A 26755-nucleotide genomic window follows, 5' to 3' on the forward strand; every position below is an offset into this window, starting at 1 on the left:
TGCTGGTGGCCTGGGGGCTCAACGGCCGGCCTTGGGGGCGAAGATCCGGGCGATCAGCCTGGCGCCGAGGTTCAGGAGCATCACCAGGATGATCAGGACCAGCGCGGCACCCCATGCCCGCTGGCTCGACGGGTCCGGGTTGGACGGCGAGGTCGGGTTCAGGATCTGCGTGTAGATGAACGTAGGCAGCGAGGCCATCCAGCCGCCGAACACATTGCTGTTGATGGTGGTGGCGAAACCTGCGGTGACGAGGATCGGTGCAGTCTCGCCAATCACGCGGGCGATCGCCAGGGTGACGCCGGACGCGATGCCGGAAATCGCCGTCGGGATGACCACCTTGAGGATGGTGCGCCACTTGCGGACGCCCAGGGCGTAAGCCGCTTCACGGAGCTCGTTCGGGACGATCTTGAGCATTTCCTCGCTGGAGCGAACCACCACCGGGATCATCAGGACTGAGAGCGCGACGGCGGCGACCGCACCGGTCTTGGTGCCCGGGCCGACCACTGCGAAGAAGAAGGCTGCGGAAAAGAGACCAGCCACGATCGAGGGGATACCGGTCATGACGTCGACGAAGAACGTGATGGCACGGGCGAGGGCCCGGTCGTTGCCGTACTCGACCAGGTAGATTGCGGTCAGCAAGCCCACCGGAACCGAGATGACAGTGGCGAGCAAGGTGATCTGCACGGTGCCCAGGAGCGCGTGGTAGATGCCGCCGAGGACCTTCGTGCCTTCATCGACGCTCTTGTTGTCGAGGGAACCCGTGACGCCGTTCATGGAAGTCGTCAGGAAGCCGGGGGTGATGATGCCCGGGATGCCGTTCACGAGGACGGTCCAGATCACCGAAATCAGGGGCAGCAGCGCCACGAGGAAGGAGCCGACGACCAGGCACGTGGCAAGCTTGTCGCTCGCCTTGCGGCCGCCTTCGACGGCTGCGCTCCAGCCGACCAGGCCGATCGCGAAAAGGATGGCGGAGACGAGGCCCCAGCCGAAGGCGTTGAAGCCGATCAGCGCAAGGATCGCTGCGCCGAGCACAAGAGCGACGGCCAGGACGACATACGGAGCGAAAGCGGGCAACTGGCCCTTGGTCAGTGCGGAGCGTTTGCGCGCCACGGGGGCTGTGACAGTCATTAGTTGGCTCCCGAGAATTCTTTGTGCCTGGAGATGATCCAGCGTGCAATCATGTTGACACCCAGGGTGATGACGAACAATACCAAGCCGGCCGCGATCAACGTGCTGACCTTGAGTCCGCTGGCTTCAGGGAAGTTCAAGGCGATTTCCGCGGCGATGGTCTGGTTGCCGGTCTGGATCAGGCTTGCCGTCAGGACGCCGGAGGACAGGACCAGCGCGACGGCCATGGTCTCGCCAAGTGCGCGGCCGAGGCCCAGCATGATGGCGCTCACGATGCCCGGGCGGCCGAACGGCAGGACAGCCATCTTGATCATTTCCCAGCGGGTCGCACCGAGGGCCAGGGCGGCTTCCTCGTGGAGCTTCGGGGTCTGGAGGAAGATCTCACGCGACAGGGAAGTGATGATCGGCAAAACCATGACGGAAAGGACGATGCTCGCGGTCAGGATGGTCTTGCCCGTAGCGGAGGCCGGCCCTTGGAAAATCGGCAGCCAGCCCATGTTGCTGGCCAACCAGCCGTAGGCGGGCGAAATCTGGGGGGCAAGGAATGCCGCGCCCCACGCACCGTAGACCACGGAAGGAATGGCCGCGAGGAGGTCAACCACGTAGCCCAGGCCCGAGGCGAGCCTGCGGGGCGCGTAGTGCGAGATGAACAGGGCGACGCCGATGGCAATGGGAGTAGCGATCACCAGCGCGATGACGGCGGCGATGAGGGTTCCCACCACGATCGGCCCGATGTACGCGAAGAAACCGTGGCCGCCCTGGACGTCCGAGGGTGGAGCCACAAGCGCCGGGATGGCCTGGACTACAAGGAAAAGTGCGACGCCGAAGAGAACCGCAAGGATCAGGCATCCCGCGGCCAGGGTGGCTCCGGAGAAGACCTTGTCCCCGGCGCGTCCAGCACCTTGGGAAGTGGTCAAGGAGTTGGTGGTCACTTCACGATCCTTCAGATTCACTCAAAAATGGCCAAGTTCCCCGCCCCGTCCGGTGATGTTTCACCAGCGCGGGACGGGGAACCTCGATATTCAGGGTAGTGGCGCCGCGGTCCGCAGCACCACTACTCCGTTGTGATCCTTAGGCCTTGGCCTTGATGGAGTCAACAGCGGCCTTCGCCTTGTCCTGCAGAGCCTTGGAGAGCGGTGCGGACTTGGCGGAGCCGGCAGCAGCCTGCTGGCCGGCGTCGGAGACTACGTAGCTCTCGAATGCCTTGACCAGGTCAGCGGTTTCCTTCTTGTCGTAGGTGGTGCAGACGACGTGGTAGGAAACGAGGACAACCGGGTAGACGCCGGCAGCTGTGGTCGTGCGGTCGAGCTTGATGGAGAGGTCGTTGGCTGCCCGGCCTGCAACGGGCTTGCCGAGTTCGGCAGCCTTGGCTGCGGCGTCAGCGGAGATCTTGACGAAGTCCGAGCCAACCTTGATCTGAGCCGTGCCAAGCTTGCCGGAGACGTACGAGTCGTCGGCGTAGGTCACGGCACCCGGGGTGTCGGTGACGGTCTTGACGACGCCGGAGGTGCCCTTGGCGTTCTCGCCCTTCAAGGATGCCGGCCACAGGCCTGCAGCCTTGTCGGTCCAGACCGAGGGAGCGGCGGCAGCCAGGTAGTCGGTGAAGTTCTGGGTGGTGCCGGAGTCGTCAGAGCGGTTGACCGGGGTGACCTTGAGGTCCGGAAGCGTGACGCCGGCGTTCAGGGCGGCGATTGCCGGGTCGTTCCAGTTGGTGATCTGGCCGCGGAAGATCTTCGCAACGGTGTCGGCGTCGAGCTTCAAGTCCTTGATGTTGGGGATGTTGAAGGCGACAGCGATCGGGGAGATGTAGACCGGGATATTGATGGCACCGTCGGTGCCGCACTTGGTCTTGGAGCTGGCGAGCTCAGCGTCAGTCAGGTATGCGTCGGAACCGGCGAACTGGGCCGAACCGTCGAGGATTGCCTTGCGGCCCGCGCCGGAACCATCCGGGGAGTACTGCACGGTTGCGCCGGGGTTGGCGGAAGCGAATGCGGCCTTCCAGGCGTCCATGGCCGCGCCGGTCGAGGAGGCGCCAATGCCGGTCAGGGTGCCGGTGACCTTGACGCCTGCGGTGGTCTGAGCTGCCGACGGCGCGCCGGTTGCGTTGTCCGAACCGCAAGCGGTCAGCGCAAGGGCGCCGACTGCGAGGACCGCGATTGCCGCATTGCGGCCGAAGCGAGTTGCCTTCACTGGGATGTACCCCTTCCAGGGATTCTCTGATGCGTACCGAGGGAGAAAGTCGGCATACGAAAGATTTGCGTACGTGTTTGTACCTTGATTGACGGTAAGAGCCGCAGGTAACGGGATCGGCGGTCCAAAGTGAACGGAAGGTGAACGGCTGTGGACCATTGGCTTACATGTGCAGCGTCACCCTTGCGCTTGGCGTGCCGCGGGGGATTAAGTGACGCCCCTCACTTTGCGGCTCCCCGGCGAGCCGCACTCCTTAAGCCGCTCCTGAATAGACTTGAGCCATGACCGCCCCCCAAGGACTTTCAGCGAGCAAGAAATTCCTGCGGGCGCGGCTGCGCACCGGCTTCATCCGCAGCCGGAACTCCTTGGTTCCGGCCGTCCAGATGACCGTGTGCGCCGTGGGCGCCTATGCGTTCGCTGAATATGTCTTGGGGCACTCCGGGCCCCTTTTCGCCGCGACCTCCTCGCTGATCGCGCTCGGCTTCTCACGGGATCCGCGGCTTCGCCGGGTCGTGGAAGTCGGGTTTGGCTGCACCCTCGGGATCGTCGTCGGTGATCTGCTCCTCCACTGGCTGGGTTCGGGGATCTGGCAGGCCGCCGTCGTCCTTCTTTTCTCCATCCTGCTGGCACGTTTCCTGGACGGCGGCTCAATTTTCACCACCCAACTCGGCCTGCAGTCGCTGCTCGTGGTCTTGCTGCCCGCGCCGGCCGGGGGACCTTTCACCCGGAGCATCGACGCCGTCGTGGGCGGGGTTTTCGCGCTCCTCGTCACCATGCTGGTCCCGAAGGACCCGCGCCGGGAGCCGCGCCAGGACGTCCGCAAACTCCTGCACGAACTCTCGGAGGTCCTCCGTGAGTGCGCCGAAGCATTGATCAACAGCGACTCGACCCAGGCCTGGCATGCCCTCATCCGGGGCCGGAACTGCCAACCCCTCGTGGACCGGATGCGCCAGTCCCTCAAGGCCTCAGGCGAGGTGGCCACGCTCGCCCCCGCGTACCGCCGGCACCGCGACGAGCTGACCATGCTGGAGGAATCACTGGATTCCATCGACCTCGCCCTTCGCAACGGCCGGGTGTTCGCGCGGAGGCTCACGAGCGCCATCAACCATGCAGCCTTGACGGACGAAGCGACGGACAGCATCTCGGAGGTCTTGCGGGACACTTCCGCAGCCGTCGAGGAACTGTCGCTCGGCCTCGCGGAAGTGCACGACGGCGCCCGACGCGCCCACCTGCGCGGTGCGCGGCAGGACCTGACCGACATTGCCACCCGGCTGCACCCCAAAATGCTGCATGTCCAGAAGCTCGAGGGCGAAACAGTGGTGATGCTCTTCCGGCCGCTCATGGTGGACCTGCTCGAAGCCGCGGGCATGGACCCCCGGGAAGCCCGCGACGTGCTTCCTCCCTTGCAGTGAGCCGCACCTGACCGTCCCACCCCTCCACTAGCCTTGTACGCATGGCTTCCAAGACCTCACGCACTTCCAAGACACCCGCGTACAAATGTGCCGAATGCGGGTGGACCACGGTCAAGTGGGTGGGGCGCTGCGGTGAGTGCCAGGCGTGGGGCACCGTGGAGGAAAGCGGTGCCACAGTCGCGCGTACGACGGCGGCAACAACGGTTTTGGAGCCGGCCCGCCGGATTGCCGAGGTAGACGGCACCACAGCCGCGTTCCTGCCCACCGGCGTCGACGAACTGGACCGTGTCCTGGGCGGAGGGCTGGTTCCCGGCGCGGTGATCCTGCTCGCGGGGGAACCCGGCGTCGGAAAATCCACCCTCCTGCTGGACGTCGCTGCGAAGTTCGCCCGCACGGGGCAGGACGTCCTGTACGTCACGGGCGAGGAATCGGCGGCCCAGGTCAAGCTCCGCGCGGAACGGATTGACGCGGTCGCGCATACCCTCTATCTCTCGGCGGAAACGGACCTCGGGCAGGCGCTGGGGCAAGTGGAGAAGCTCGAGCCGAAGCTGCTGATTGTGGACTCGGTACAGACCCTCAGCAGCGCGGATGTCGAGGGTAGCGCTGGAGGGGTTTCACAGGTCCGGGAGGTCGCGGCGTCCATCATCGCCGCCGCAAAGCGCCGCAACATGACCACCCTGCTGGTTGGCCACGTGACGAAGGACGGCTCCATCGCAGGTCCGCGTCTTTTGGAGCACCTGGTGGACGTTGTGTGCCAGTTCGAAGGCGAGCGCCATTCCCGGCTCCGCTTGTTGCGGGCGGTCAAGAACCGCTACGGGGCCACGGACGACGTCGGCTGTTTCGACCTGAACGAAGCCGGCATCGAGGGCCTCGCCGATCCCAGCGGCCTTTTTGTGTCGCGGACACGCGAGCCGGTGTCCGGCACCTGCATCACCGTGACCATGGAGGGCCGGCGCCCGCTGCTGGCCGAAGTGCAGTCGCTCCTGGCGGAAAGTGCCAGTTCACAGCCGCGCAGGGCGACGAGCGGCCTGGACAGCTCGCGAGTCGCCATGCTCCTGGCCGTGCTCCAACAGCGGGCCGGCTGCATCCTGCACAAGGACGACTCCTATGTGGCGACTGTCGGAGGCGTGAAATTGAGCGAACCGGCCACCGACCTGGCGGTGGCGCTTGCCGTGGCCTCGGCAAAGGCACGCAAAGCCCTGCCCCAGCGGCTCATTGCATTCGGCGAAGTTGGCCTGGCCGGGGAGGTCCGTCCCGTTCCCGGAATCAACCAGCGCATCCACGAGGCCCAGCGGCTTGGTTTCACCCACGCCGTGGTGCCCGCCAGCCCCAACGGACCGGGACCTGTCCCGGAGGGTTTCTCGGTCCGCGAAGTGGCACACCTGGCCGAGGCCCTGGAGTTGCTGATCACCTAGCGGCCGGTAGGGCCCGGAGTGTTGGTCCACCACCGGACATGCCCCCTGTTCGAACCAAGGATTGGACATAACAGGATTATGTCCAGCCCTCAGCTCGAACGAGGGGCATGTCCAGGGGATTACTTCGCCTTTGGGGGACTATTTCGCCGGGTTGTGCGTGCCGATCGGGACCAGCGTCAGCTTCGGGTGGTTCTTCTCGATCCGGCGCAGGGCCCAGACATCGTTGAACAACGCGAGGTATTCGCCGTCGGACCGCAGCAGCACCTCGGCGCCAGGGACGTTGGCGAGCGCGGGCATGGCCTCCGCCGTCGAGATCCTCGCCATCGAGTACGGGAGGCGCTCCAAGCGCATCGGGGCGTTGAAGTCGTGGGCCATGCGGTCCTCCACTACTTCGAACTGCATGGGACCTACGGCCGCGAGCACGGGCGCCTGGTCGCCCCGGACATCGGAACGGAGCACCTGGATGACGCCTTCGTGCTCAAGCTGCTCGATGCCGCGGCGGAACTGCTTGAAGCGGCTGGGGTCCTGGGACCTGGCCACCTGGAAATGCTCGGGCGCGAAAAGCGGAATGGCCGGGAACTCCACCGGTTCGTCCAGGAACAAGCTGTCCCCTACGCGGAGTGAGGACGCGTTGACCAAGCCGACGACGTCGCCCGGGTAGGCCTCGTCGATGACTTCGCGTTCGCGCCCAAACACCTGCTGGGCGTACTTGGTGGCGAAGGACTTTCCGGTGCGTGTCTGCGTGACCACCATGCCGCGCTCAAAGACGCCGGAACACACGCGGATGAACGCAACGTGGTCGCGGTGGGCCTTGTTCATGCCGGCCTGGACCTTGAAGACGAACCCGGCGAAGGGAGCGTCAACGGAACGCGGCTCGCCGTCGACGTCCGGGCGGGGTGCGGCCGGAGGCGCGAAGTCCACCAGGGCATCCAGGATCTCCTTGACGCCGAAGTTCAAGGCCGCCGAGCTGAAGAGGATGGGCGTTGCCGTTCCAGCATGGAAGCTTTCCACGTTGAATTCGAGGTTGGATTCGATGACCAGTCCGGCTTCGTCGACCGCGTTGCTCCAGTCGTTGCCCTGCGCTTCGGCTGCCTCTTCCGGAGTGAAGTACTCGGTGATGGCGATGTTGGCGCCGGCATTGTTGCGCGCGAACCGTGCGAAGCGGTCGTTGCGCAGGTCCCAGACTCCGCGGAAGTCGCCCGAAATCCCCACGGCCCATGTCAAGGGCATGGGCTGGAGTCCGGTGCGTTCCGTGATCTCGTCCATCAGCGCGAGGGCATCCAGGCCCGGGCGGTCCCATTTGTTGATGACCGTGATGATGGGCAGGTTCCGCTGCTTGCAGACCTCGAAGAGCTTCATGGTCTGCGTTTCCAGGCCCTTGGCGGCGTCCACCAGCATCACCGCGCAGTCGACGGCGGCCAGGACGCGGTAGGTGTCCTCGGAGAAATCGGCGTGGCCCGGGGTGTCCAACAGGTTGATCACGGTGTCCCGGTAGGAGAACTGCAATGCCGCGGAGCTGATGGAAATACCGCGGTCCTTTTCCATCTGCATCCAGTCGGAAACAGTTTCCTTGCGATTGGCCTTGCCGCTCGACGCACCGGCGGTGCCGATGACCTTTGCGTGCAGGGCAAGGGCTTCCGTAAGCGTGGACTTGCCGGCGTCAGGGTGCGAAATGACCGCGAAAGTCCGACGCCGGGAGGCCTCGTGGTGAATTTCCTGGACTCGGGCGGGGCTCAGGACTTCTTGGGACACGGTGCTACTTTCGCTGCGATCTGGGCGTTGCCCGCACTGGAACGACGGGCCGAACGTGGAATGGAGGCTGGATACGGGCCCTGCGCCGGCCGGGGGCCAACTCAGGGAGCGGCACGATTTGCGCGCCAGCCAAGACAACAAGTTTATCGCAGCCCGGGACAACGCCGGGGGCAGCGTCCCAACGCCAGCGCTTAACAGGATCGAAACGAAGTGCACAAACCTCCGAAATCACCTCCCGATAGTTTGAATCAATGGCGGACATGTCCAGCCCGGATTGGAGCCATCCGCCAGGAAAACACCCGACCAGCCGACGATGGCATGAAAGAAACAGGGCATCAATGAAACCAGGGAATGACTTGTTCTACGACCCCTTCGGCCCCTCCCCCGCGGGGAGCCGCGCTGTGAACCAGCAAGGACACCGTCCGGACGCCGGCACAGGTGGAACCCACGCTCCTGCGCGGCAAACGCATCCGGACACCGGCAGGGCCGCGGCCCGGGAAGCCGCGCTGCAGAGTGTGCGACGCGACCTTGAGCGACTCGCGCGCCTTCGTACGGCTCGCTAAGGTCCGGGGACCGAACTGAGGGTCCCGGGGACCGAACTGAAAGTGGCGGTCCGGCGGCCGCCGTCGAACGCGTTTCGAAGCGCCCGCCACACAACCTCCTTTGGGGCACTTTAAGGCTTGCCTGTGCGGTTCTTGCCGGTCTATACCTCTATCATTGAGCTTGCGGGAAACCTGGCATTTTGATCCCGTCGACTCACTGCTGAAAACCGGCATACTCGCGGGCATGCCTGCCTGCACCTTTGAAGGGAACACCTATGGCTCGGAGCCCCGAAGAATCGCTCAAGGCGACTCTGGGCAGGGTGGCCCCCGGAACGCCGCTACGCGACGGCCTGGAACGCATCCTCCGTGGGCGCACTGGCGCCCTCATTGTGCTGGGAACGGACCGGACCATCGAGTCCATCTGCTCCGGCGGCTTTGAAATCGGCATCGATTTCTCCCCCACGAGGCTCCGTGAGCTCGCGAAGATGGATGGTGCCATCATCTGCGACAAGGACGCCGGGAACATCCTTCGTGCCGCAGTACAACTTGTGCCGGACTCCAGCATCGAGACCCAGGAATCAGGAACGCGTCACAGGACGGCCGAGCGCGTGGCCATCCAGACCGGAGTGCCGGTGATTTCGGTCAGCCAGTCCATGCAGATCATCGCCCTCTACGTCAACGGCCTGCGGCACGTGCTGGAGGGCTCGGAGAAAGTCCTCGCCCGCGCCAACCAGGCTCTCGCAACCCTCGAACGCTACAGCGCCCGCCTGGACCAGGTCACCAGTGCCCTGTCGGCCCTCGAAATCGAAGCCATGGTGACCGTCCGGGATGTGGCTGTCACCCTCCAGCGCCAGGAAATGGTCCGGCGGATTGCCGAGGAAATCGCACAGTACGTCCTGGAGCTGGGTGAGGACGGCAGGTTGCTGTCGCTGCAGCTGGAGGAGCTCACCACCGGCCGCGGCCCGGGCAGCGACGTGATCATCCGCGACTACGCCGGCGCCGACGCCTCGCCCGAGGACATCGACGGCGCGGTACAGGCCCTTCTGGATCTTGGCCCGGCGGAGCTGATCGATCTGGGCAAGATCGCCGGGATCATCGGGTTCGCAGGGGGCATGGACGTGCTCGACGCCGGTGTGCAGCCGCGCGGTTACCGCCTCTTGTCCGGGCTGAAGTCGGTGCCGAGGGCCGTGGCCGACCGTTTGGTGGAGCACTTCGGTGGCCTCCAGCACCTCATGGCCGCCACTATCGACGATCTCATGACCGTGGACGGCATCGGCGACCAGCGTGCCCGGACCGTCCGCGAAGGGCTCAGCCGGATGGCCGAAGCCAGCCTCCTGGACAGGTTCCTCTAACCCAGCTGGAAGACGGCTTTGGTGCTCGCCTTGTTTCCCAGTACGGCCTTGAAAGTGTATGTACCAGTGGCTGGCTTGGCCGAGATTACGCCACAGCCCTCCGTCGTCCGGTTGCGTTGCCACGGAAAGTTGGCGGTCTCGCTCTTGCCCGGATCGATCTGCTTCACGAGGTCATCGCCCTTCGCTTGGCAGTCCTTGGAGGAGAAGATCCGGTCGTCGCCGCTCATCACCAGGAACTCCATCTGGGAGGTCCCGACATTGACCTGGCACGGTGCTGCTCCGCCGTTGGTGATCTTCATGCTCAGCACGGGGTTCTGCCCGGCCGCATAGGCAGGCTGGTCGGTGGACGCCGTTACTGTCACCAGATTGAGGTCGCACACCGGGGTGGGCGTGGGCGTTGTGGTGGCCACGATGGGACCCGTCGACGGGGTCGGGCCCGCAGGAGCGGCTCCGACTGCCTGGGTCTTGGATGCGCCGGGATCAGCCTTGCTTGCAAGGGATGAACTCATGGCGACGACCCCGGCCACGATCATCGCCAGGACCACCAGGAGGGCACCGAAGACAACCAGCCTCCGACGCCGGTAGACGGCAGGGCTTGTTCGTCGCCTTTGGGGCCGGACCCCACTCGCCGAATGGTTTGCGCCTCCGGTCCGGGCAGGGCTTTTTGCCGACGGCGACGTGCGCGCCCTCGGCGGTTGATTGCCCTTGTTGACCATGCTTCTAGGCTAGGCAACCCAGGGCCCGGATGGCGCCGCACCACGCCGCCGAGGCCTGATCGGGGCCAGTATGACCTACGTCATTCCCGGGCGCCTCCACTACAGTGGAGGGCAGGAATCGGCCGCCAACAGGGCCCGCCACGAACCGCAGCAAGGATCTCCATGTCACTGCCAGGCGCCGCTGAACTTGCCGGCACCCATCACCTCACGGACCTGCACCAGTCCATGGACCGCTGGTTCTCCGAGGTGGCCCGTGCATTGCCGTGGAGATCACCGGACTGCAGCCCGTGGGGAATCCTGGTCAGCGAAGTGATGCTGCAGCAGACTCCGGTAGTTCGCGTCCTCCCCGTATGGGAAGACTGGATGGAACGCTGGCCGGAACCTGCGGATCTCGCAAAGCAACCCTCGGGCGAGGCCGTGCGACATTGGGGCAGGCTCGGTTATCCCCGCCGCGCGCTCAGGCTCCACGCGGCCGCCGTCGCGATCGTGGAACAGCATGGCGGCAAGGTGCCGGACACGCACGCATCGCTGTTGAGCCTTCCGGGCGTCGGCGACTATACGGCCGCGGCCGTGGCTGCTTTTGCGTTCGGGCGCCGCGAAACCGTGGTGGACACGAACATCCGCCGGGTGCATGCCCGGCTCGTTTCGGGACTTGCGCTGCCGGCGCCGTCGCTCACCGCGTCTGAGATGCGTCTCGCCGAATCGCTCATGCCCGACGACGTCAAGCTCTCCGTCCGCTGGAACGCGTCCGTCATGGAACTCGGAGCGCTGGTGTGCACCGCCCGTTCCCCCAAATGCACGGAGTGCCCTGTGCGCGATTCGTGCGCGTGGCTGGCCGCAGGTGAGCCGCCGCCGACGTACACGCCCAAAGGCCAGGCATGGCACGGCACAGACCGGCAGCTGCGGGGCGCCGTCATGGCCGTATTGCGCGTGGCCGAATCGCCGGTAGCACCTGAACTGTTCGAGCGCCCCGCGGCCGATCTCGGTTTCGCCGCCGATGGCACGGCCGTCCCGCTAGCTGCCCTGCACCGCTTGAATTCAGTCCCGGAGCAGCTGGAACGGGCCCTCGAGGGGCTCCTGCGGGACGGCTTGGCCGAGATGCACGACGGCGGACTGCGGCTCCCGGCCTAGGATTCCGTTGCGCTGGTTCCGCTACGGCGCTTCCTTCACGACGTGGCCGGCTTGCGCGTTGGCTTGCGAGTTGGCTTGCGGGCCAGAAGGTAGGCCTGCCGGGTTTTCTCGTACCTGCCGTCCGGCTCGCGGAGAAGCTGCGCTTCGACAACAAGGCCGGCCTGAAGGAGGAGTTCCGTGATGCGTTCAGGCGGCAAGCGGTAGGCATCGAGGTCGATCTCGTGGCCATAGGCGAAGTCCAAGTGCCTGGGTTCATCGCCCGCCTGAAAGGCGAGCAGCAGCAAGCCGCCGTCCCGGAGCGTCCTGTGGAATTCGGCAAACACCCCCGGCAAACGGGCCGGCGGCGTATGGATGATCGAATACCAAGCGACGACGCCACCCAAGGTGCCGTCTGCCAGCTCCAGGGCCTCCATCGATCCTTCATAAAACCGCAGTCCGGGGTGGTCCTTGCGCGCTACTGCCACCATCTCCGGCGAGAGGTCGATGCCGAAAGCCGCCAGGCCGAGGGAATCCAGGTGCGCCGTAATCCGTCCGGGCCCGCAACCAATGTCGGCAACGGTCCCGCTTCCAGAAGCGTCCACGAGCTCGGCAAAAGTGCCAAGCATGGCCCGGTCAAAGGGTTTGGTGTCGAGTTCGTTGCGCAGGAGTTCAGCGTAGTCGGCAGCTACCGCGTTGTAGGCAGCGCGGGTGGCATGCACATCCGAGGGTTGAGTCATGCAAAGAACCCTATTCTTTGCGGCCGGCCGAAGCCCTGCCCAGCCCTGTCTTGAGGTCGCGGAGCCGCAACGATCCGCAGATGTCGGTAACGATGTACCTGCCAGTTGTGGGCATCGGCGTTTCGGGCCCCGGCGCCGGGATTATTCTCAAGTATGCGCAGGTTATGGGCCGCCATTGCATTGACCACGACGGCGGCGCTCTGGTCGGGATGCGAACCTCAAGTCACCGCTTGTCCGGCAATTGCGATAGCCCCCGTAGTGTCCCTGACAATCACGGCAGAATACGCGCCAACGATCAAAACCGTCCATTTGAAGGCATGCCAAGACGGGAAATGCCGCGAGGCCGACCTGGATTTGCGGCCGGGCAGCGCGTCGGTACCTCAATCCTGCGGACCGGAACCCGAGGGGTCATGCTCGGCCGTCACGTCACCGGACGGCACCCGCTACGGCTACCTGAACATGGGAACGCTAACGGCCTCGCCCATCGATGCGGAAGTGACTGGCACGGGCACGAACGGCGGGGCATTGCCGGCCAGGACATTGAGCTTTACACCCATAAGCGCCAAACCGTGGGGCGATCAGTGCCAGACCACCATCACGGCAAGCCTCTTGCTCGATGCCCACGGCCTGCGGCAGGCCTGAACCCCAAGAGCCCCGTGTGGCGTCAAAACGCCGAGTCAGATCTCGCCGAATCCCTCTTCAACCAGCCGCCTGACGTAGTCCACGGCTTTCGATGAATCTTTCCCCCAAGCCTCGACTCTGAGCTTGCCGCCCTTGCCCACTGCGAGGCTCATGAGTTCCATGATGGATGTGCCATCGACGCCGTTTACGGTTGCCTCGACATCCAGGCCGGCGAGTCCGCCCGCAATTTTCGCCGCAGGCCTGGCGTGCATTCCCATGGGGTTGATGAGCTCGAACTCGCCGCTTTCCGCAGGTTCGCCCCTGCCTGGGGTTTCAGCCGGCGCGGCGCCATCAAAAGCCCGCTCCGGACCAAATCGAACCGCCTCCGCGGCGGCCTTCGCTGCGGCCGCCAAGGCGCCACCCTGGGTGGCCACCGCGGCGGCAACGAGGCCCTCCACCAGGGGAGCATCAGCAAGGAGGACTTTGTCCGGCTCGCTGCAGAACTCGGCCGCTGATTCTGCCGTCATGACCGCGGAACCAAGATCCGTCAGGACCACCACGCCATCCCCTGCAGCCTCCCCGAGTCCCGCCTCGAACGCGGCGATCGTTTTCTCCAGGTCCGTGCCAATCCGGCCGTCATCCGTGCCGCCGACGGCGTAGAACCGCACATCGGGGGCCATCTGCGCGGCCAATTCCACCGCACCTTCCGCGATCTTCCGGCTATGCGAGACCACCACCAAACCCACCGTCATTCAGCGGCCCCATCGGGGAATCCCGCGGCGGTAGCAGCTGCGCGCAACAACAGGGCAGAAGATGCAGCCCCGGGATCGCGGTGACCGGCGCTGCGCTCACCGAGGTAACTGGCGCGACCCTTGCGGGCTATCAACGGATCAGTCGTGACGGCCCCGACCTCGGCAGCCTCGGCCGCCGCAGCCAGCACGGCGACAGCATCTCCACCCGCCACCAGGACCTCGTCCGCCGCCTCCACAGCCGGAGACCAGGCATCCACCATGGTTTTGTCGCCCAGCTCCGCCTTGCCCCTGGCAACAATTCCGTCCCGCGCCGCAGTCAATGCTCCGGCGAGCGCCGCTGCATCAACGTCCGCGATTTCCCCCAGGGCGGTGGCTGCCCGAAGATATGCCGTTCCATACAACGGTCCTGCTGCCCCGCCCACCTTGGCCATCAGGGCCATCGCGGCAAGCTTCAGGGCTGCACCGGGTGTCTCCGGTGGAGTCTGGGCAAGTTTCTCCATGACGGCTTGGAATCCCCGGTCCATGTTTTCGCCGTGGTCCGAGTCGCCAATGGCACGGTCCAAGGCAATCAATTCCTCCCGATGCTCAGACATGAGGCGGGCGGAAAGTGTCAACCATTGGACCGCCCATTCGACCCCCAGGCCCACTGTCACATCCCCCAACGCAAGGCTGCAGTGTGGACGGGCGCGTCCCAGAGTGTGGTCAGTTCGTCGTCGAGCCGCAGCACCGAGATGGAGCAGCCCTGCATCTCAAGCGATGTGACGTAGTTGCCCACCAGTGAGCGTTCCACTTTGGCTCCTCTTTCAGCGAGGATCTGGGCCGCCCGGCGGTAGACAATGTACAGCTCACTGAGGGGCGTACCTCCCATGCCGTTAACGAAGAGCAGCACTTCTTCACCGGCCTTGATCCCGAGGTCCTCCAGCACCGGGTCCAAGAGGCGGCGCGTGATGGCGTCGGCGCCCTCCATGGCTATCCGGTGCCTGCCGGGTTCACCGTGAATGCCTATGCCGATTTCAATTTCGTCGTCAGCAAGTTCGAAACTGGGTACCCCGGCATGCGGCACGATGGAGCCGGACAAGGCAACGCCCATCGTGCGCACGTTGCGGACAACTCCTTCCGCTACGCCGGCGACAGCCTCCAGGGAATCCCCACGCTCGGCCGCGGCGCCGGCAATCTTTTCGACCAGCACCGTGCCGCCCACGCCGCGACGTCCTGCCGTATACAGCGAATCTTCCACAGCGACGTCGTCGTTGACGAGAACCGAGCGGACACTGATTCCTTCAGCTTGTGCCATCTCTGCCGCGGTCTCGAAGTTCAGCACGTCACCGGTGTAGTTCTTCACGATGTGTATGACGCCGGCCCCGGAATCGACTGCCGCGGTGGCCGGAATGATCTGGTCCGGCGTGGGCGAGGTGAAGACGGCACCCGGCACGGCGGCGTCGAGCATTCCGTGCCCCACAAAGCCGGCGTGAAGCGGCTCATGGCCGCTCCCCCCTCCCGACACAAGCGCCACTTTGCCGGCTACGGGCGCTCCTTTTCGAACGACGAAGATGGGGTCCGTATGGACGTCCACGAGATCGGCATGGGCCATGCCGAACCCCTCGACGGACTCGTCCACCACCGAGCGGGGATCGTTGATGAGCTTTTTCATGGCGCGCTCCTGGGGCGTTGCTGGTAGGTGATTTGACCCTACTACCAGCGCCCCGGGCATGGTAGGGGAACGGCCCCTACGTGGAAAGTCCGGAACCGGAAACGCAGGAGGGACAGCCCCAACGGCTGTCCCTCCTGAAAACCCTTCCGGTATGCGCCTGGTCAGTGCGGCGGCCCGCCCACTGCCAAACGACCGACGCTGAAGTCCTGGGCTGTTGCGTCCTTGGCCATCGAGTCGGGCCAGGGATCCGTGCACGCGGACCGCATGCAACCCCCCGTTCCCCGCTTGCGCGACTCCGGCGTGGAGCCAGGACCCGGCAGCTCGATCTGGAAACCTGAAAAGTCCGGAAACATAACGTGGTACTTCATTTCTCGCCTCCACAGTATGGTTGGCTCGCCGCAACCGAGCCGCGAATAGTTTATCCATCAAGTTGATATACGTAAAGACTTGTGGATCAAACATCCGGGAACGAGGAGAAGAAACCGGAGCTAAAGAACCTTGATCATGCGGGTATTGCCCAGGGTATTGGGCTTCACCCGGGCCAGATCGAGGAACTCGGCCACGCCTTCGTCATGGGAACGCAGCAATTCCGAATAGACCTGGGGGTCGACGGCGGACTGGTCTGCCATGACTTCGAATCCGTGGCGCCTGAAGAAGTCCACCTCGAACGTCAGGCAGAAGACCCGCGCAACGCCCAACGCGCGGGCGTCCTCCAGGAGTTGCTGGACAAGGACGTGGCCCACGCCCTTGCCCCGCCAATTGTCGTCCGCCGCCAAAGTGCGCACCTCGGCCAGATCCTCCCACATGACGTGCAAGGCGCCGCAACCGATCACCTCGCCGTCGGACGATTCGGCAATCCGGAACTCCTGAAGGCTCTCGTAGTAGGCCACGGTCTCTTTGGCCATCAGGATTCGCTGCTCTGCCAGCGGCGCTACGAGCCTTTTGATCGCGGAAACATCGCTGGTGCGGGCAGGGCGGATACTGAACGTCGAAGTCACAGCCCCAATCTTACGAGGCGAATGGCGCCTAAAGCCCCAGGTCCTCGGGAACAGGAACCTCCCGTCCAAGTACCTGCTTGGCCAGGAAGTGCTCCACGACGCCGTACCAGACCTTGGCGTGCTGCGGCTGCAGGATCCAATGGTTCTCGTCAGGGAAGTACAGGAAGCGGTGCTGGGTCTCGCCGTTCTCATCGGCGGGCAGCCCGGAACTGGAAAGAAGTTCGTACCAAAGCCTCAGGCCCTCGCCGATCGGCACCCGATAGTCCTTGTCACCGTGGATCACCAGCATGGGGGTTTTGATTTTCGCAACGTGGCGATGGGGCGAGTTGTCCAGCGCCATCTCCGGGGTCATTTCCTTGAGCCAATACTGCGAAGCGTCCGTTGTAGGCCCGAACTGGTCCATGGCCCACAAACTTGCATGCGTCACGATCGCCTTGAAACGGTCCGTTTGCCCGGCCATCCAGTTGGCCATGTATCCGCCGAACGACCCGCCCATGGCGGCTGTCCGCGTCTGGTCGATGTCGGGCCGCTGGACCACTGCGTCGGTGATGGACATGAGGTCCGTAAACGGCGCCTTGCCCCATTCGCCCCAGCCGCGCTGGATGAATTGCTGGCCGTACCCGGTGGACAGTGCCGGGTCAGGCAGAAGCACGGCGTACCCCTTCGACACTAGCAGCCATGGATTCCATCGCCAGGTCCAAGCATTCCACGAGCCCAGCGGGCCGCCGTGGATCCACAACAGCAAGGGCGCCGGGTTCGCCTCGGACGCGCCTTCCGGGAGCGCGAGGTAAGCCGGGACCCTCGCGCCATCAGCAGCGATCGTCTCCACCCGTTCCAACGAGCCTTTGGTCCTGGGGCGATCAGCGGGTGCTGGGAGCCGCTCGACGTCACCCGAGGCGAGCTCGATCCGGACCGCTTCCGCCGGGAATTCGTAGGAGCTCCGCAGCGCAAACGCACTCAGCCCGTCCGGGGAAACCACGACGTCGGTGTACGCGGCCGCATCCTGCGTCACCCGGGTGACCGAACCGTCCGCGACGGCGACCCGGAAGACCGGCGTCGCGCCGTCGTCGTCGGCTGTGACGAGGAGCGAGCGCCCGTCCGGAAGCCAGGCCGCGGGGCTGCCCCAGCGGTCCCAAGCGGGCGCCAGCGGCTCGAGATCAAGGGTTTCTCCCGCCCCGACGTTCAGGAGGTGGAGTTTGACCTGGGGCGCCTGCCGGGGGGTACTGTCGCTTTCGCTGACGACCGAGAGCGTCTTGTTGTCAGGGCTGACCGGGCCCGGGAAATAGCTCATCCCCTCATGGTCAAGGAGCACCTTGACCGAACCGGTAGCGACATCGACGGCGGCGAGCACGAATCGCGTGTCAGCCTTCGCGAGGGGCTTGGCCATGCTCGTATAGATTGTCTTGCCGTCCGGGCTGACCACCGCATGGGTGTTGCGGAGGTTGCCGCCGACGTCGGGCGTCAGATTGCGCAGCTTCAGGGGTGCGGTAGCATCGACGGTCGCCGGCTTGCCGGACTCAGCCGCATCTCCGCTTTCCACGGCGAACAGCCTGGGCTGGGCCGGCCCCAGATCCGCGTCCCAGTAACGGACCGGGTAGCCGGTATGCAGAATGGCCGCTACTTTGTTGTCCTTGCGGCTCTTGCGCCGCTCCTCGTCATTTTCCTCATCGGTGGAACCGGCAAGGACCGATGCCGTCACGAAGGTTGCATCCGCGGCTGACGCGGTCATAACACCCCCGATTCCGCCCGCGCGGGAATGCACCACCCGGGCCTCACCGCCGTCGGCAGGCAGGAGCCACAACGCGCTCACGGGATCCGCTTCGGGGCTGTCCGGATCGGGGCGGGCTGAGGTGAAGTAGAGGTCACCGTTGGCAGCAAACACGGCGCCGGTTTCTCCCTTGGCGCTGCGTGTGATGCGGCGGGCGTGCTTCCTTCCCGCAGGATCAAGCTCCCAAAGGGCAGTGACGTACTCAGTGCCCTTTGCGTTGAGGGTGGAAACCGTAGTAACCAGGCGGCTTCCGTCCGTGCTGAGAGCCAGGCCGCCGACCCGGGGGATGGCCAGGTAGTGGTCGAGATCGTGGAAGGGAGTTTCGGGTTGTGTGCTCGGGGTCTCTGAGGCATTCGAATCCATGCCCTGATTCAACACGCAATGTGCCCCAGATCACAAAAGATTCACTGAGAGTGAAGCATATATTTCAGATATGACGAACATGGGGAACGCAAAAACCCCGCCCTCTCCTTTCGGGAGCGGGCGGGGCCTTTGACTCGGAACTTGGCGGAAGCGGAACCTAGGCGCTCGGAGCGATTTCCGGGATACGCGGCTTGGCGTTGCCGGCAAAGGTGAACTTGGCGTCGTCGCCTTCGCCGTCCACATCCACCACCACGATGTCACCGGTGTGCAGCTCGCCGAAGAGTATCTTCTCGGAGAGCTGGTCCTCGATCTCGCGCTGGATGGTGCGGCGCAGCGGTCGGGCCCCCATCGCGGGATCGTAGCCCCGGGTCGCCAGGAGGACCTTGGCGGCCGTGGTGAGCTCGATGCCCATGTCCTTGTCCTTGAGGCGGCTTTCGAGGCGCGTGACGAACAGGTCCACAATCTCGATGATCTCGTCCTGCGTGAGCTGCGGGAACACCACGACGTCGTCAACACGGTTGAGGAACTCGGGGCGGAAGTGCTGCTTGAGCTCCTCGGTGACCCGCGCCCGCATCCGGTTGTACCCGGTGGTGGTGTCCGTGCCGGACTGGAAGCCGGTCGCCACGCTCTTGGAAATGTCGCGGGTGCCCAGGTTGGTGGTCATGATGATCACCGTGTTCTTGAAGTCCACCACGCGGCCTTGGGAGTCGGTCAGGCGGCCGTCTTCCAGGATCTGCAGCAGCGAGTTGAAGAGATCGGCGTGGGCCTTCTCCACTTCATCGAACAGCACCACGGAGAACGGACGACGGCGGACCTTCTCGGTCAGCTGTCCGCCCTCTTCGTAGCCGACATAGCCCGGAGGGGCACCGAAGAGCCGCGAAACCGTGTGCTTCTCGGAGTACTCGGACATGTCCAGCGTGATGAGGGCATCCTCTTCACCGAACAGGAATTCCGCCAGGGCCTTGGCGAGCTCGGTCTTGCCGACGCCGGTGGGGCCGGCGAAGATGAAGGAGCCACCGGGACGCTTGGGGTCCTTCAGGCCTGCACGTGTGCGGCGGATCGCCTGGGAGAGGGCACGGATGGCCTCGTCCTGGCCGACGACGCGCTTGTGCAGCTCCTCTTCCATCTTGAGCAGGCGGCTGGATTCTTCCTCGGTGAGTTTGAAGACCGGGATGCCGGTGGAGTTCGCGAGAACTTCGGCAATCAGCTCCTCGTCTACCTCGGAAATATCGTCCATGCCGCCGGACTTCCAGCTGCGTTCCTTCTCGGCACGCTCGGCAATGAGCTTCTGCTCCTTGTCGCGCAGCGAGGCCGCACCTTCGAAGTCCTGGGCGTCGATGGCCGATTCCTTCTCCATCTTCACTTCGGCGATGCGCTCATCCATGGCCTTGAGCTCCGGCGGAGCCGTCATGCGGCGGATGCGCAGACGTGCGCCGGCTTCGTCGATCAGGTCGATCGCCTTGTCCGGCAGGAAGCGGTCCGAGATGTAGCGTTCGGCCAGCGTTGCGGCAGAGGCAAGGGCACCGTCGGTGATGGTCACCCGGTGGTGCGCCTCGTAACGGTCACGCAGGCCCTTGAGGATCTCGATCGCGTGCGCGACGGAAGGCTCCTTGACCTGGATCGGCTGGAAGCGGCGCTCCAACGCGGCGTCCTTCTCAATGTGCTTGCGGTACTCGTCCAGGGTGGTGGCCCCAATGGTCTGGAGTTCACCACGGGCCAGCATCGGCTTGAGGATGGACGCGGCATCGATGGCACCCTCTGCAGCGCCGGCACCCACGAGCGTGTGGATCTCGTCGATGAAGAGGATGATGTCGCCGCGGGTCCGGATTTCCTTGAGGACCTTCTTCAGGCGCTCTTCAAAGTCACCACGGTACCGGGAACCGGCCACAAGGGAACCGAGGTCAAGCGTGTAGAGCTGCTTGTCCTTGATGGTCTCGGGCACGTCTCCGCGGACAATCGCCTGGGCGAGGCCCTCGACGACGGCGGTCTTGCCGACGCCGGGCTCGCCGATCAGCACGGGGTTGTTCTTGGTCCGGCGGGAGAGGACCTGCATGACGCGTTCCATCTCCAGCTCGCGGCCGATCACAGGATCAAGCTTGTTTTCCCGTGCAGCCTGGGTAAGGTTGCGGCCGAACTGGTCCAGCACCACCGAACCGGCCGGAGTGCCTTCCTGTTGGCCCGGTCCCGAGCCCGTACCCGCAGTTTCCTTGCCCTGGTATCCGGAAAGCAGCTGGATGACCTGCTGGCGGACGCGGTTGAGGTCGGCGCCGAGCTTGACAAGGACCTGCGCGGCAACGCCTTCACCCTCGCGGATGAGGCCGAGCAGGATGTGCTCGGTACCGATGTAGTTGTGGCCGAGCTGCAGGGCTTCGCGGAGCGAAAGCTCAAGCACCTTCTTGGCGCGCGGGGTGAACGGGATGTGACCGGACGGGGCTTGCTGGCCCTGGCCGATGATCTCCTGTACCTGCTCGCGGACGCCATCGAGCGAAATGCTCAGGGACTCAAGCGCCTTGGCGGCAACGCCTTCACCCTCGTGGATCAGACCCAAGAGGATGTGCTCGGTACCGATGTAGTTGTGGTTGAGCATGCGTGCCTCTTCTTGGGCAAGCACAACAACGCGACGGGCACGGTCCGTAAATCTCTCAAACATTTCGCCACACTCCTAGCTACGACGTACTTTGATGCTACGTGGCAACGCTGGAATTTTGGGGCGTGTTCGCCACAGGGGAAACATGGCCGCACCGGGAATAGGTTGACTCAACTCGTCCTTGGCCCCAGGGATCACCGCGGAGACCCGCACCCTTGGCTTCCACGATCACCCCACGCTTCCGCCGGCACCCCCCACGAGCCGGCTGGCCGCCGTCGTTCTTCCCGGCAACGTGGTGACTGTCTGCCGGATATGCCCAGCCGACTCCAAGCCTTCGGAGGAATAGTGGAGGCACCCTGCCAAACCAGATCGTTATCCGGGGCGAACCGTGCGGTTAAATGACAATACCCCGGCCGCAGGGGCCGGGGCATTGATACTTGGTGTCAGGAATTGGCCTTCTGGTAGGCTTCCTGAATTTCGGCCTGAATGCGGCCACGGCTGTTTACGGTATAACCGTTCTCGCGCGCCCATTGGCGGATCTGTGCGGAGTCTTGGTTTCTCCCTGCGGCAACGCGGCTACGCGTTGCACGGCCGGTCGACGTCTTGCGCGCCTTAGCTACAAATGGCCCAAGAGCGTCCCGCAGCTTCGCAGCGTTGGCACTGGACAGGTCCATTTCGTAACTGACTCCATCAAGGCCAAAGCGGACAGTTTCATCCGCAGAGCCCTCATCCAGGTCGTCAACGAGGATAATTTTGACTTTCTGTGCCATGAAAAGACTCTCTTTTGGAGGGGTCGGATATGCAGAATAGCTAGACTACTAATTAAAGATTATCGTCCAGCGCAGGGCACCCAGTCAAAGGCCCAGTCAAAGGCCCAGTCAAAGGCTCGGGCAAAGGCTCGGGCAAAGGCATCCTCAAAGGAGCTATTAAATCTTCGGGAGCGTCCCGGGAAAGAGCTATTTGGCTGGCTTTGAGCCATCGGCCGCCGGCTTGGCAATTCCGAATCCGGCTTCTTCCTGGGCGCGGGCCTCTGCTTGGCGCTCTGATTTGTCCGCGTTGAAGATAGCCTTCATGGCAAACCAAAAGAGCAGTCCGACAACGACGGACGGTGCAAGAACAGCAATGTATTCCATGATCAGTGCCCTTCGGGCTTGAGGAGTGGGAACAGGATGGTTTCCCGGATGCCAGCTCCAGTGAACAGCATGACCAAGCGGTCGATGCCTAGGCCGATGCCTCCCATGGGCGGAGCACCGTACTCAAGGGCGCGCAGGAAGTCTTCATCCAGATGCATGGCTTCGACATCGCCGGCGGCCGAACGGCGCGACTGCTCCGTAAGGCGTTCGCGCTGGATAACGGGGTCGATCAGCTCGGAGAAGGCCGTGCCGCGTTCCATGCCGCCAATGATGAGGTCCCAGGCCTCGATCAGGCGGTCGTCCTCCCGATGCGGGCGGGCAAGGGGCTGCGCGGAGGGAGGGTAGTTGTAGACAAAGGTCGGGTTGAGCAGGGTGGGTTCGACGATCTCGCCGAACAGTTCAACTACAAGCTTTTCGGCGTCCCACTTGGGATCCACCTTGACCTCGTGCTTGGCGGCAATCGCCTGCAGTTCAGCCACCGTGGTGTCCGGGGTGATCTCTTCGCCGATTGCCTCAGAGAGGCCCGGGTAGACGGCAACCCAGGCCCATTCGCCGTCGAGGTCGATCTCTCCGGCGCCAGTCTGGATGGTGCGGGTGCCGACGACGTCGGCGACGTTCAGGATGATTTCCTTCATGCGCTCGGCCATGACGAACTGGTCCGCCCACGCCTCGTAGCACTCCAACGTAGTGAATTCGGGGCTGTGGGTGGAGTCGACGCCTTCGTTGCGGAAGACGCGGCCCATGTCGTAGACGCGGTCGATTCCGCCCACCACGGCGCGCTTGAGGAAGAGCTCGGTGGCGATACGCAGCGTCATCTTCTGGTCGAAGGCATTCATGTGGGTCTCGAACGGGCGGGCCGTGGCACCGCCGTGGACGAGCTGCAGGATAGGGGTCTCCACCTCCACATAGCCGCGGCGGTCCAGGGTGTCTCGAACCGAGCGCGTAATCGCTGCGCGGGTGTAGACCATTTCCCGGGCTTCGTCGCGGACCATGAGGTCCACATAGCGCTGCCTGACACGCGTTTCCTCATTCAGTTCGGCGTGCAGGACAGGCAGCGGGCGCAAAGCCTTGGAGGCCATGGACCACGAGTCGGCCATGACGGACAGCTCGCCACGCCTGGAGGAAATGACTTCGCCCTTGATGAACACGTGGTCTCCGAGGTCTACCAGCGCTTTCCAGTCGGCGAGGGTTTCCTCGCCGACGTTCGCCAGGCTAAGCATCGCCTGCAGGCGCACGCCCTTCCCGTCTACGCCGCCCTCCTGGAGGGTGGCGAAGCAGAGCTTGCCAGTGTTGCGCACGAACACGACGCGGCCAGTGACGCCCACGATGTCGCCGGTGGTTTCGTCGGCCTGGAGATGGGCGTACTTCTCGCGGATCTCTGCAAGGGAATGGGTCCGCTCAACACCCACCGGGTAGGCCTCGGTGCCGCGCTCAATCAGCTTGCTGCGCTTTTCCATGCGGATGCGCATCTGCTCGCTGGCGTCGGCGGGCTCGGCGGTGTGCGGGGATGGGGTGTTTGCGGAAGTCACAATCCACAAGTTTACCGGGGATTCCTTAGAGTTCCCTATCTTCCCCTCCCGCCCCTGCGGCAACATAGACTCGGGCTGTGGAGACATGGACAGTTGAAACGGACGACGACGGCGGCCACCTCGAGGTGCACTCCTTCCGGCCGGTTGCCGGGGCGTCCATTCCCGGCGCTTCGAGCGCTGCGGAGGAGCCCGGCGTCGTCCTTGTTCACGGCACCTTGGTGACCGATTCCCTTTACTGGCCATTTGCCCGGAACCTGAGTGTCCTGCTTGGCCGGCCGGTGCATTCCTACAACCGCCGCGGCCGCGGCCGATCGGCACCGCAGCCGCCGGACTACTCCGCCGCGACGGAGACGAGCGACTTGATTTCCGTAATGGACGCGAGCGGGTCCACCGACGTTGTGGGGCACAGCTATGGCGGATTCGTCGCGCTCCAAGCGGCGCTGCGCGCACCCATTTCCCGACTCGTCACCTACGACGCCGCAGTTTCCCTCTCCGGCAACTTGAACGGGCGCTGGCGGCCGCAATTGGAAGAGGCCGTCACCGCGGGCCAGCTCGACAACGCTTGGGCGCATTTGGTCCAGGGGCTGGGCACGGCGGGCCCGATTTCCTATTTGCCGCTCGGGGCGCTGCGGATGATCAGCATCCTCTCGGCCAAGACGAGGTTGGGATCCGAGATGAGGGAACTGCTGCCTACGGCGGTGTTGGAGATGCGCGCGATCATCGACGCCGACTCGCATATCCAAGACTATGCGGAGTTGCAAACGCCAACCCTGATGCTCAGTGGCGGGTGGAGTCCGGCGTACTTTGCCGAAACAGGTCGGCAGCTTGCCGATACCATCCCGTTGGTGGACTTCGCGGTAGTCCCGCTGCAGTTCCACGAGGGTCCCCTCCGGCCGGGGAAGCAGCTCGCGGTTAGAATCGCCCGCTACCTGGCCCAAGGGACGGCGAAGGCGCCTTCCCCCTAGGATGAAGCGGTGAGAGAACGTGAGGTCCCGACGCCCGACGGCGGCAAGCTCGCCTTGTACAGTTACGGCACGGTGGACGCCCCGGGAGAGCGCCGTGTGGTGCTCATTGGCGGCGCATTCCTGACCGCGCTCATCTACCGGCCTTTTTCCATGGCGTTGTCCAAGGGACTCGGCGAGGGCTGGGCGGTCGACGTGTACGACCGCAGGGGTCGCGGCAGCTCGACGGAACTACCCGCAAACTACTCCATGGCCACGGAGATTGCGGACGTCCGCAGCATCATGGACGCCACAGGCGCCAGGAACCTCCTTGGCCACAGCCTTGGCGGATCCGTGGCACTTAACGCCGTTCAGGAGTTTGCGGGAACACGCTACGAGCCGGACAAACTTGCTGTGTACGACGCCGCCGTGAACATCGACGGAAGCGTGGACACGGGCTGGCTGGACGGCTTTGCCCAATCCGTGGATAGCGGACATGTGGGGCGTGCCATGGCAAGGATGAAAAGGGGCATGCAGCCTGGCACCGCCCTGGCGCGAATCCCGGAGCCCATCCTGGCCGGACTCATGGCCCTTGTTTCGCACACGAAGGTCAACAAGGTCCTCAGGGGACTCATGCCAACCGGCGTAGCCGAACTCAAAGCCGCCTACGACGAATCTGCGCGCCCCCGGGACTTCTCCGTACTCCCCCGAAGCACGCGGTTCATGGTGGGCAGCAAAAGCCCCGAATACTACAAGGTCACGGCGGAGCGGCTCTACGCAGCTGTCCCCGGAAGCTCGCTCGTGGTATCGCCAAAAGGCTTCCACGGATCCATTCCTGCCGCGGTGAAGGAACTTGTGCTGGACCTTTCCAGCTATTTCAAGGACTGACGGAACCCTGCGGCTCGGTTAGGCTCGAAGCATGACGCGCGAGAAGATCACAACGGCCGACGGCGGAACCCTCGAGCTGTTCACGACGGGCGGTGAGCTTGCCGCTGGCGGCTCAGGCGTCGTCGTCGTGCCCGCCTCCATGGTGACCGCCGCGGACTATTCCAAGTTTGCCCAGAAACTCAGTGCCGCCCTTGGCCGCCCGGTCCACACCTTCAACCGCCGCGGCCGTGGAGGATCATCGCCCCAGCCCGAGGACTACACCCTCGACGTCGACATCCGGGATCTTTCCGAGGTCATGAAGCACACGGCCAGCACCGATGTCTTCGGCCACAGCTTCGGAGGCGCAGTGGCCCTGCACGCGGCACGCACGCTGCCGGTGGAACGCCTGGCGGTCTACGACCCCGCAGTCTCCGTCAACCACAGCGTGAAGGCAGAGTGGACGAGCGAATACGAGCGCGCGACGGCGGCTGGAGACTTTGACCGTGGGCTCGCTGTGCTCGTGAAGGGCGTCGAAACGGAGGGTGCCTTCGCGCGGATGCCGCTGTCCATGCTGACGCTTGTCACCAAGCTGACCTCGGGCACTCCCATGGGCAAGCAGATGCGTGAGCTCATGCAGGCCGGGGTGCGCGAAATCAAGGCAGTCATTGCCGCGGACATGCCGGCAGAACCGTTCCTTGAGCTGCCGTTGGAGACGCTCATTGTGGTCGGGGAGAAAAGCCCCGCCTACTTCGGTGTGGCGTGTGGCCAGATCCACGACGTCCTGTCCGGATCGAGCTACACCATCCTGCCCGGCCACGGCCACGACGGAGTGATCCGCGCACCGGACAAGCTCATCGCCGAGCTCTCCGACTTCTTCTCCGGCTAAACGCCCGCTCACATATGCAGGGTCCTGGCCGGACGCCCGCTCACATATGCAGGGTCCTGGCCGGACGCCCGCTCACTTATGCCGGGCTCGGCGGGACGCCGGCTCACATATGCCGGTTTCGGCGGGACGCCGGCTCACTTCTGGTGGGCAGCGGGTGGAGGCAGGGGGTCCGGTGCGGTTCGTGTTGTTAAATGGGTCAGGCCCCGACGTGTGTGTCGGGGCCTGGCCGTGAATGGTTGTCCGGCGGTGTCCTACTCTCCCACACCCTCCCGGGTGCAGTACCATCGGCGCTGTGGGTCTTAGCT

The 26755-nt window shown here is 64.5% G+C and carries 23 protein-coding genes; 8 read left to right on the forward strand and 15 right to left on the reverse strand.

All coding sequences use genetic code 11. The features are described from left to right. Window positions 1-18: 18 nt before the first annotated feature. From pstA to pstS, 3 genes are all read right to left on the reverse strand, one after another. Complete coding sequence (pstA, locus tag AB0O52_RS21525) at window positions 19-1128, reverse strand: phosphate ABC transporter permease PstA (RefSeq protein WP_364542140.1); 1110 nt, start codon at window positions 1126-1128, stop codon at window positions 19-21. Further along, the gene (gene pstC, locus AB0O52_RS21530; RefSeq protein WP_364542143.1) at window positions 1128-2060 is read right to left on the reverse strand and encodes a phosphate ABC transporter permease subunit PstC; all 933 of its coding nucleotides are present in this window, start codon (window positions 2058-2060) and stop codon (window positions 1128-1130) included. The genes pstA and pstC overlap by 1 nt, the downstream gene beginning before the upstream one ends. 139 nt (window positions 2061-2199) lie before the next feature. Then, window positions 2200-3318, reverse strand: coding sequence for a phosphate ABC transporter substrate-binding protein PstS (gene pstS / locus AB0O52_RS21535; protein WP_364542146.1), 1119 nt, complete (start codon window positions 3316-3318; stop codon window positions 2200-2202). Between the two features lie 281 nt (window positions 3319-3599). Between pstS and AB0O52_RS21540 the strand changes: the two genes are divergently transcribed. Next, window positions 3600-4730: an FUSC family protein gene (locus AB0O52_RS21540; protein ID WP_364542149.1), complete on the forward strand. Its 1131-nt coding sequence runs from the start codon at window positions 3600-3602 to the stop codon at window positions 4728-4730. 41 nt (window positions 4731-4771) lie between these two features. Beyond that, window positions 4772-6145, forward strand: a complete 1374-nt coding sequence (radA, locus tag AB0O52_RS21545; protein WP_284980621.1) for a DNA repair protein RadA — start codon at window positions 4772-4774, stop codon at window positions 6143-6145. Between the two features lie 138 nt (window positions 6146-6283). Here the strand turns inward: radA and AB0O52_RS21550 are convergent, their stop codons facing one another. Next, a complete protein-coding gene (locus tag AB0O52_RS21550) occupies window positions 6284-7897 on the reverse strand; it encodes a peptide chain release factor 3 (RefSeq protein WP_364542152.1) in 1614 nt (537 codons plus the stop codon). Between the two features lie 817 nt (window positions 7898-8714). On the opposite strand from AB0O52_RS21550, the gene disA reads away from it, so the two are divergent. Beyond that, on the forward strand, window positions 8715-9791 hold the full coding sequence (gene disA, locus AB0O52_RS21555) for a DNA integrity scanning diadenylate cyclase DisA (RefSeq protein ID WP_364542154.1): 1077 nt from the start codon (window positions 8715-8717) through the stop codon (window positions 9789-9791). On the opposite strand, the gene AB0O52_RS21560 is transcribed toward disA, so the two are convergent. Beyond that, entirely contained in the window at window positions 9788-10507 is a 720-nt protein-coding gene (locus AB0O52_RS21560) for a hypothetical protein (protein WP_364542157.1), read from the reverse strand. The two genes, disA and AB0O52_RS21560, sit on opposite strands and share 4 nt — an antisense overlap. A gap of 162 nt (window positions 10508-10669) precedes the next feature. Between AB0O52_RS21560 and AB0O52_RS21565 the strand changes: the two genes are divergently transcribed. Beyond that, window positions 10670-11638, forward strand: a complete 969-nt coding sequence (locus tag AB0O52_RS21565) for an A/G-specific adenine glycosylase (RefSeq protein WP_364542160.1) — start codon at window positions 10670-10672, stop codon at window positions 11636-11638. 35 nt (window positions 11639-11673) lie between these two features. Here the strand turns inward: AB0O52_RS21565 and AB0O52_RS21570 are convergent, their stop codons facing one another. Continuing rightward, on the reverse strand, window positions 11674-12354 hold the full coding sequence (locus tag AB0O52_RS21570; protein ID WP_364542163.1) for a class I SAM-dependent methyltransferase: 681 nt from the start codon (window positions 12352-12354) through the stop codon (window positions 11674-11676). Window positions 12355-12612: 258 nt separating this feature from the next. On the opposite strand from AB0O52_RS21570, the gene AB0O52_RS21575 reads away from it, so the two are divergent. Then, window positions 12613-12996 (forward strand): hypothetical protein, encoded by a 384-nt coding sequence (locus tag AB0O52_RS21575; RefSeq protein WP_364542165.1) that lies wholly within the window; start codon window positions 12613-12615, stop codon window positions 12994-12996. 35 nt (window positions 12997-13031) lie between these two features. On the opposite strand, the gene dhaM is transcribed toward AB0O52_RS21575, so the two are convergent. The 9 genes from dhaM to lysS form a co-directional block, all read right to left on the reverse strand. Next, the gene (gene dhaM / locus AB0O52_RS21580; protein ID WP_364542166.1) at window positions 13032-13727 is read right to left on the reverse strand and encodes a dihydroxyacetone kinase phosphoryl donor subunit DhaM; all 696 of its coding nucleotides are present in this window, start codon (window positions 13725-13727) and stop codon (window positions 13032-13034) included. Continuing rightward, complete coding sequence (dhaL, locus tag AB0O52_RS21585) at window positions 13724-14374, reverse strand: dihydroxyacetone kinase subunit DhaL (protein ID WP_364542168.1); 651 nt, start codon at window positions 14372-14374, stop codon at window positions 13724-13726. Before dhaL ends, dhaM begins: the two co-directional genes overlap by 4 nt. A gap of 2 nt (window positions 14375-14376) precedes the next feature. Beyond that, entirely contained in the window at window positions 14377-15378 is a 1002-nt protein-coding gene (gene dhaK / locus AB0O52_RS21590) for a dihydroxyacetone kinase subunit DhaK (RefSeq protein WP_364542171.1), read from the reverse strand. 488 nt (window positions 15379-15866) lie between these two features. Then, window positions 15867-16376 carry an amino-acid N-acetyltransferase gene (locus tag AB0O52_RS21595; RefSeq protein WP_364542173.1) on the reverse strand — a complete coding sequence of 170 codons (510 nt, stop codon included), beginning with the start codon at window positions 16374-16376 and terminating at the stop codon, window positions 15867-15869. Window positions 16377-16404: 28 nt separating this feature from the next. Next, window positions 16405-18507, reverse strand: coding sequence for an alpha/beta fold hydrolase (locus AB0O52_RS21600; protein ID WP_364542176.1), 2103 nt, complete (start codon window positions 18505-18507; stop codon window positions 16405-16407). Window positions 18508-18664: 157 nt separating this feature from the next. After that, a complete protein-coding gene (locus AB0O52_RS21605) occupies window positions 18665-21157 on the reverse strand; it encodes an ATP-dependent Clp protease ATP-binding subunit (protein ID WP_364542179.1) in 2493 nt (830 codons plus the stop codon). Between the two features lie 380 nt (window positions 21158-21537). Then, window positions 21538-21864, reverse strand: a complete 327-nt coding sequence (locus tag AB0O52_RS21610; RefSeq protein WP_059390281.1) for an Lsr2 family protein — start codon at window positions 21862-21864, stop codon at window positions 21538-21540. Between the two features lie 186 nt (window positions 21865-22050). Continuing rightward, complete coding sequence (locus AB0O52_RS21615; RefSeq protein WP_364542182.1) at window positions 22051-22227, reverse strand: hypothetical protein; 177 nt, start codon at window positions 22225-22227, stop codon at window positions 22051-22053. A gap of 2 nt (window positions 22228-22229) precedes the next feature. Beyond that, window positions 22230-23756 carry a lysine--tRNA ligase gene (gene lysS, locus AB0O52_RS21620; RefSeq protein ID WP_364542184.1) on the reverse strand — a complete coding sequence of 509 codons (1527 nt, stop codon included), beginning with the start codon at window positions 23754-23756 and terminating at the stop codon, window positions 22230-22232. Window positions 23757-23833: 77 nt separating this feature from the next. Here lysS and AB0O52_RS21625 point away from each other — a divergent pair, with 77 nt between their 5' ends. From AB0O52_RS21625 to AB0O52_RS21635, 3 genes are read left to right on the forward strand one after another with little or no spacing between them, the layout of a single operon-like run. Further along, a complete protein-coding gene (locus AB0O52_RS21625; RefSeq protein WP_364542187.1) occupies window positions 23834-24721 on the forward strand; it encodes an alpha/beta hydrolase in 888 nt (295 codons plus the stop codon). Window positions 24722-24730: 9 nt separating this feature from the next. Further along, complete coding sequence (locus AB0O52_RS21630) at window positions 24731-25585, forward strand: alpha/beta hydrolase (protein ID WP_364542190.1); 855 nt, start codon at window positions 24731-24733, stop codon at window positions 25583-25585. A 31-nt stretch (window positions 25586-25616) separates the two neighbouring features. Beyond that, the gene (locus AB0O52_RS21635) at window positions 25617-26450 is read left to right on the forward strand and encodes an alpha/beta hydrolase (protein WP_364542192.1); all 834 of its coding nucleotides are present in this window, start codon (window positions 25617-25619) and stop codon (window positions 26448-26450) included. Window positions 26451-26755 lie beyond the last annotated feature (305 nt).

It is taken from the genome of Arthrobacter sp. NPDC080073, assembly GCF_040686575.1.
Taxonomy (GTDB): Bacteria; Actinomycetota; Actinomycetes; order Actinomycetales; family Micrococcaceae; genus Arthrobacter.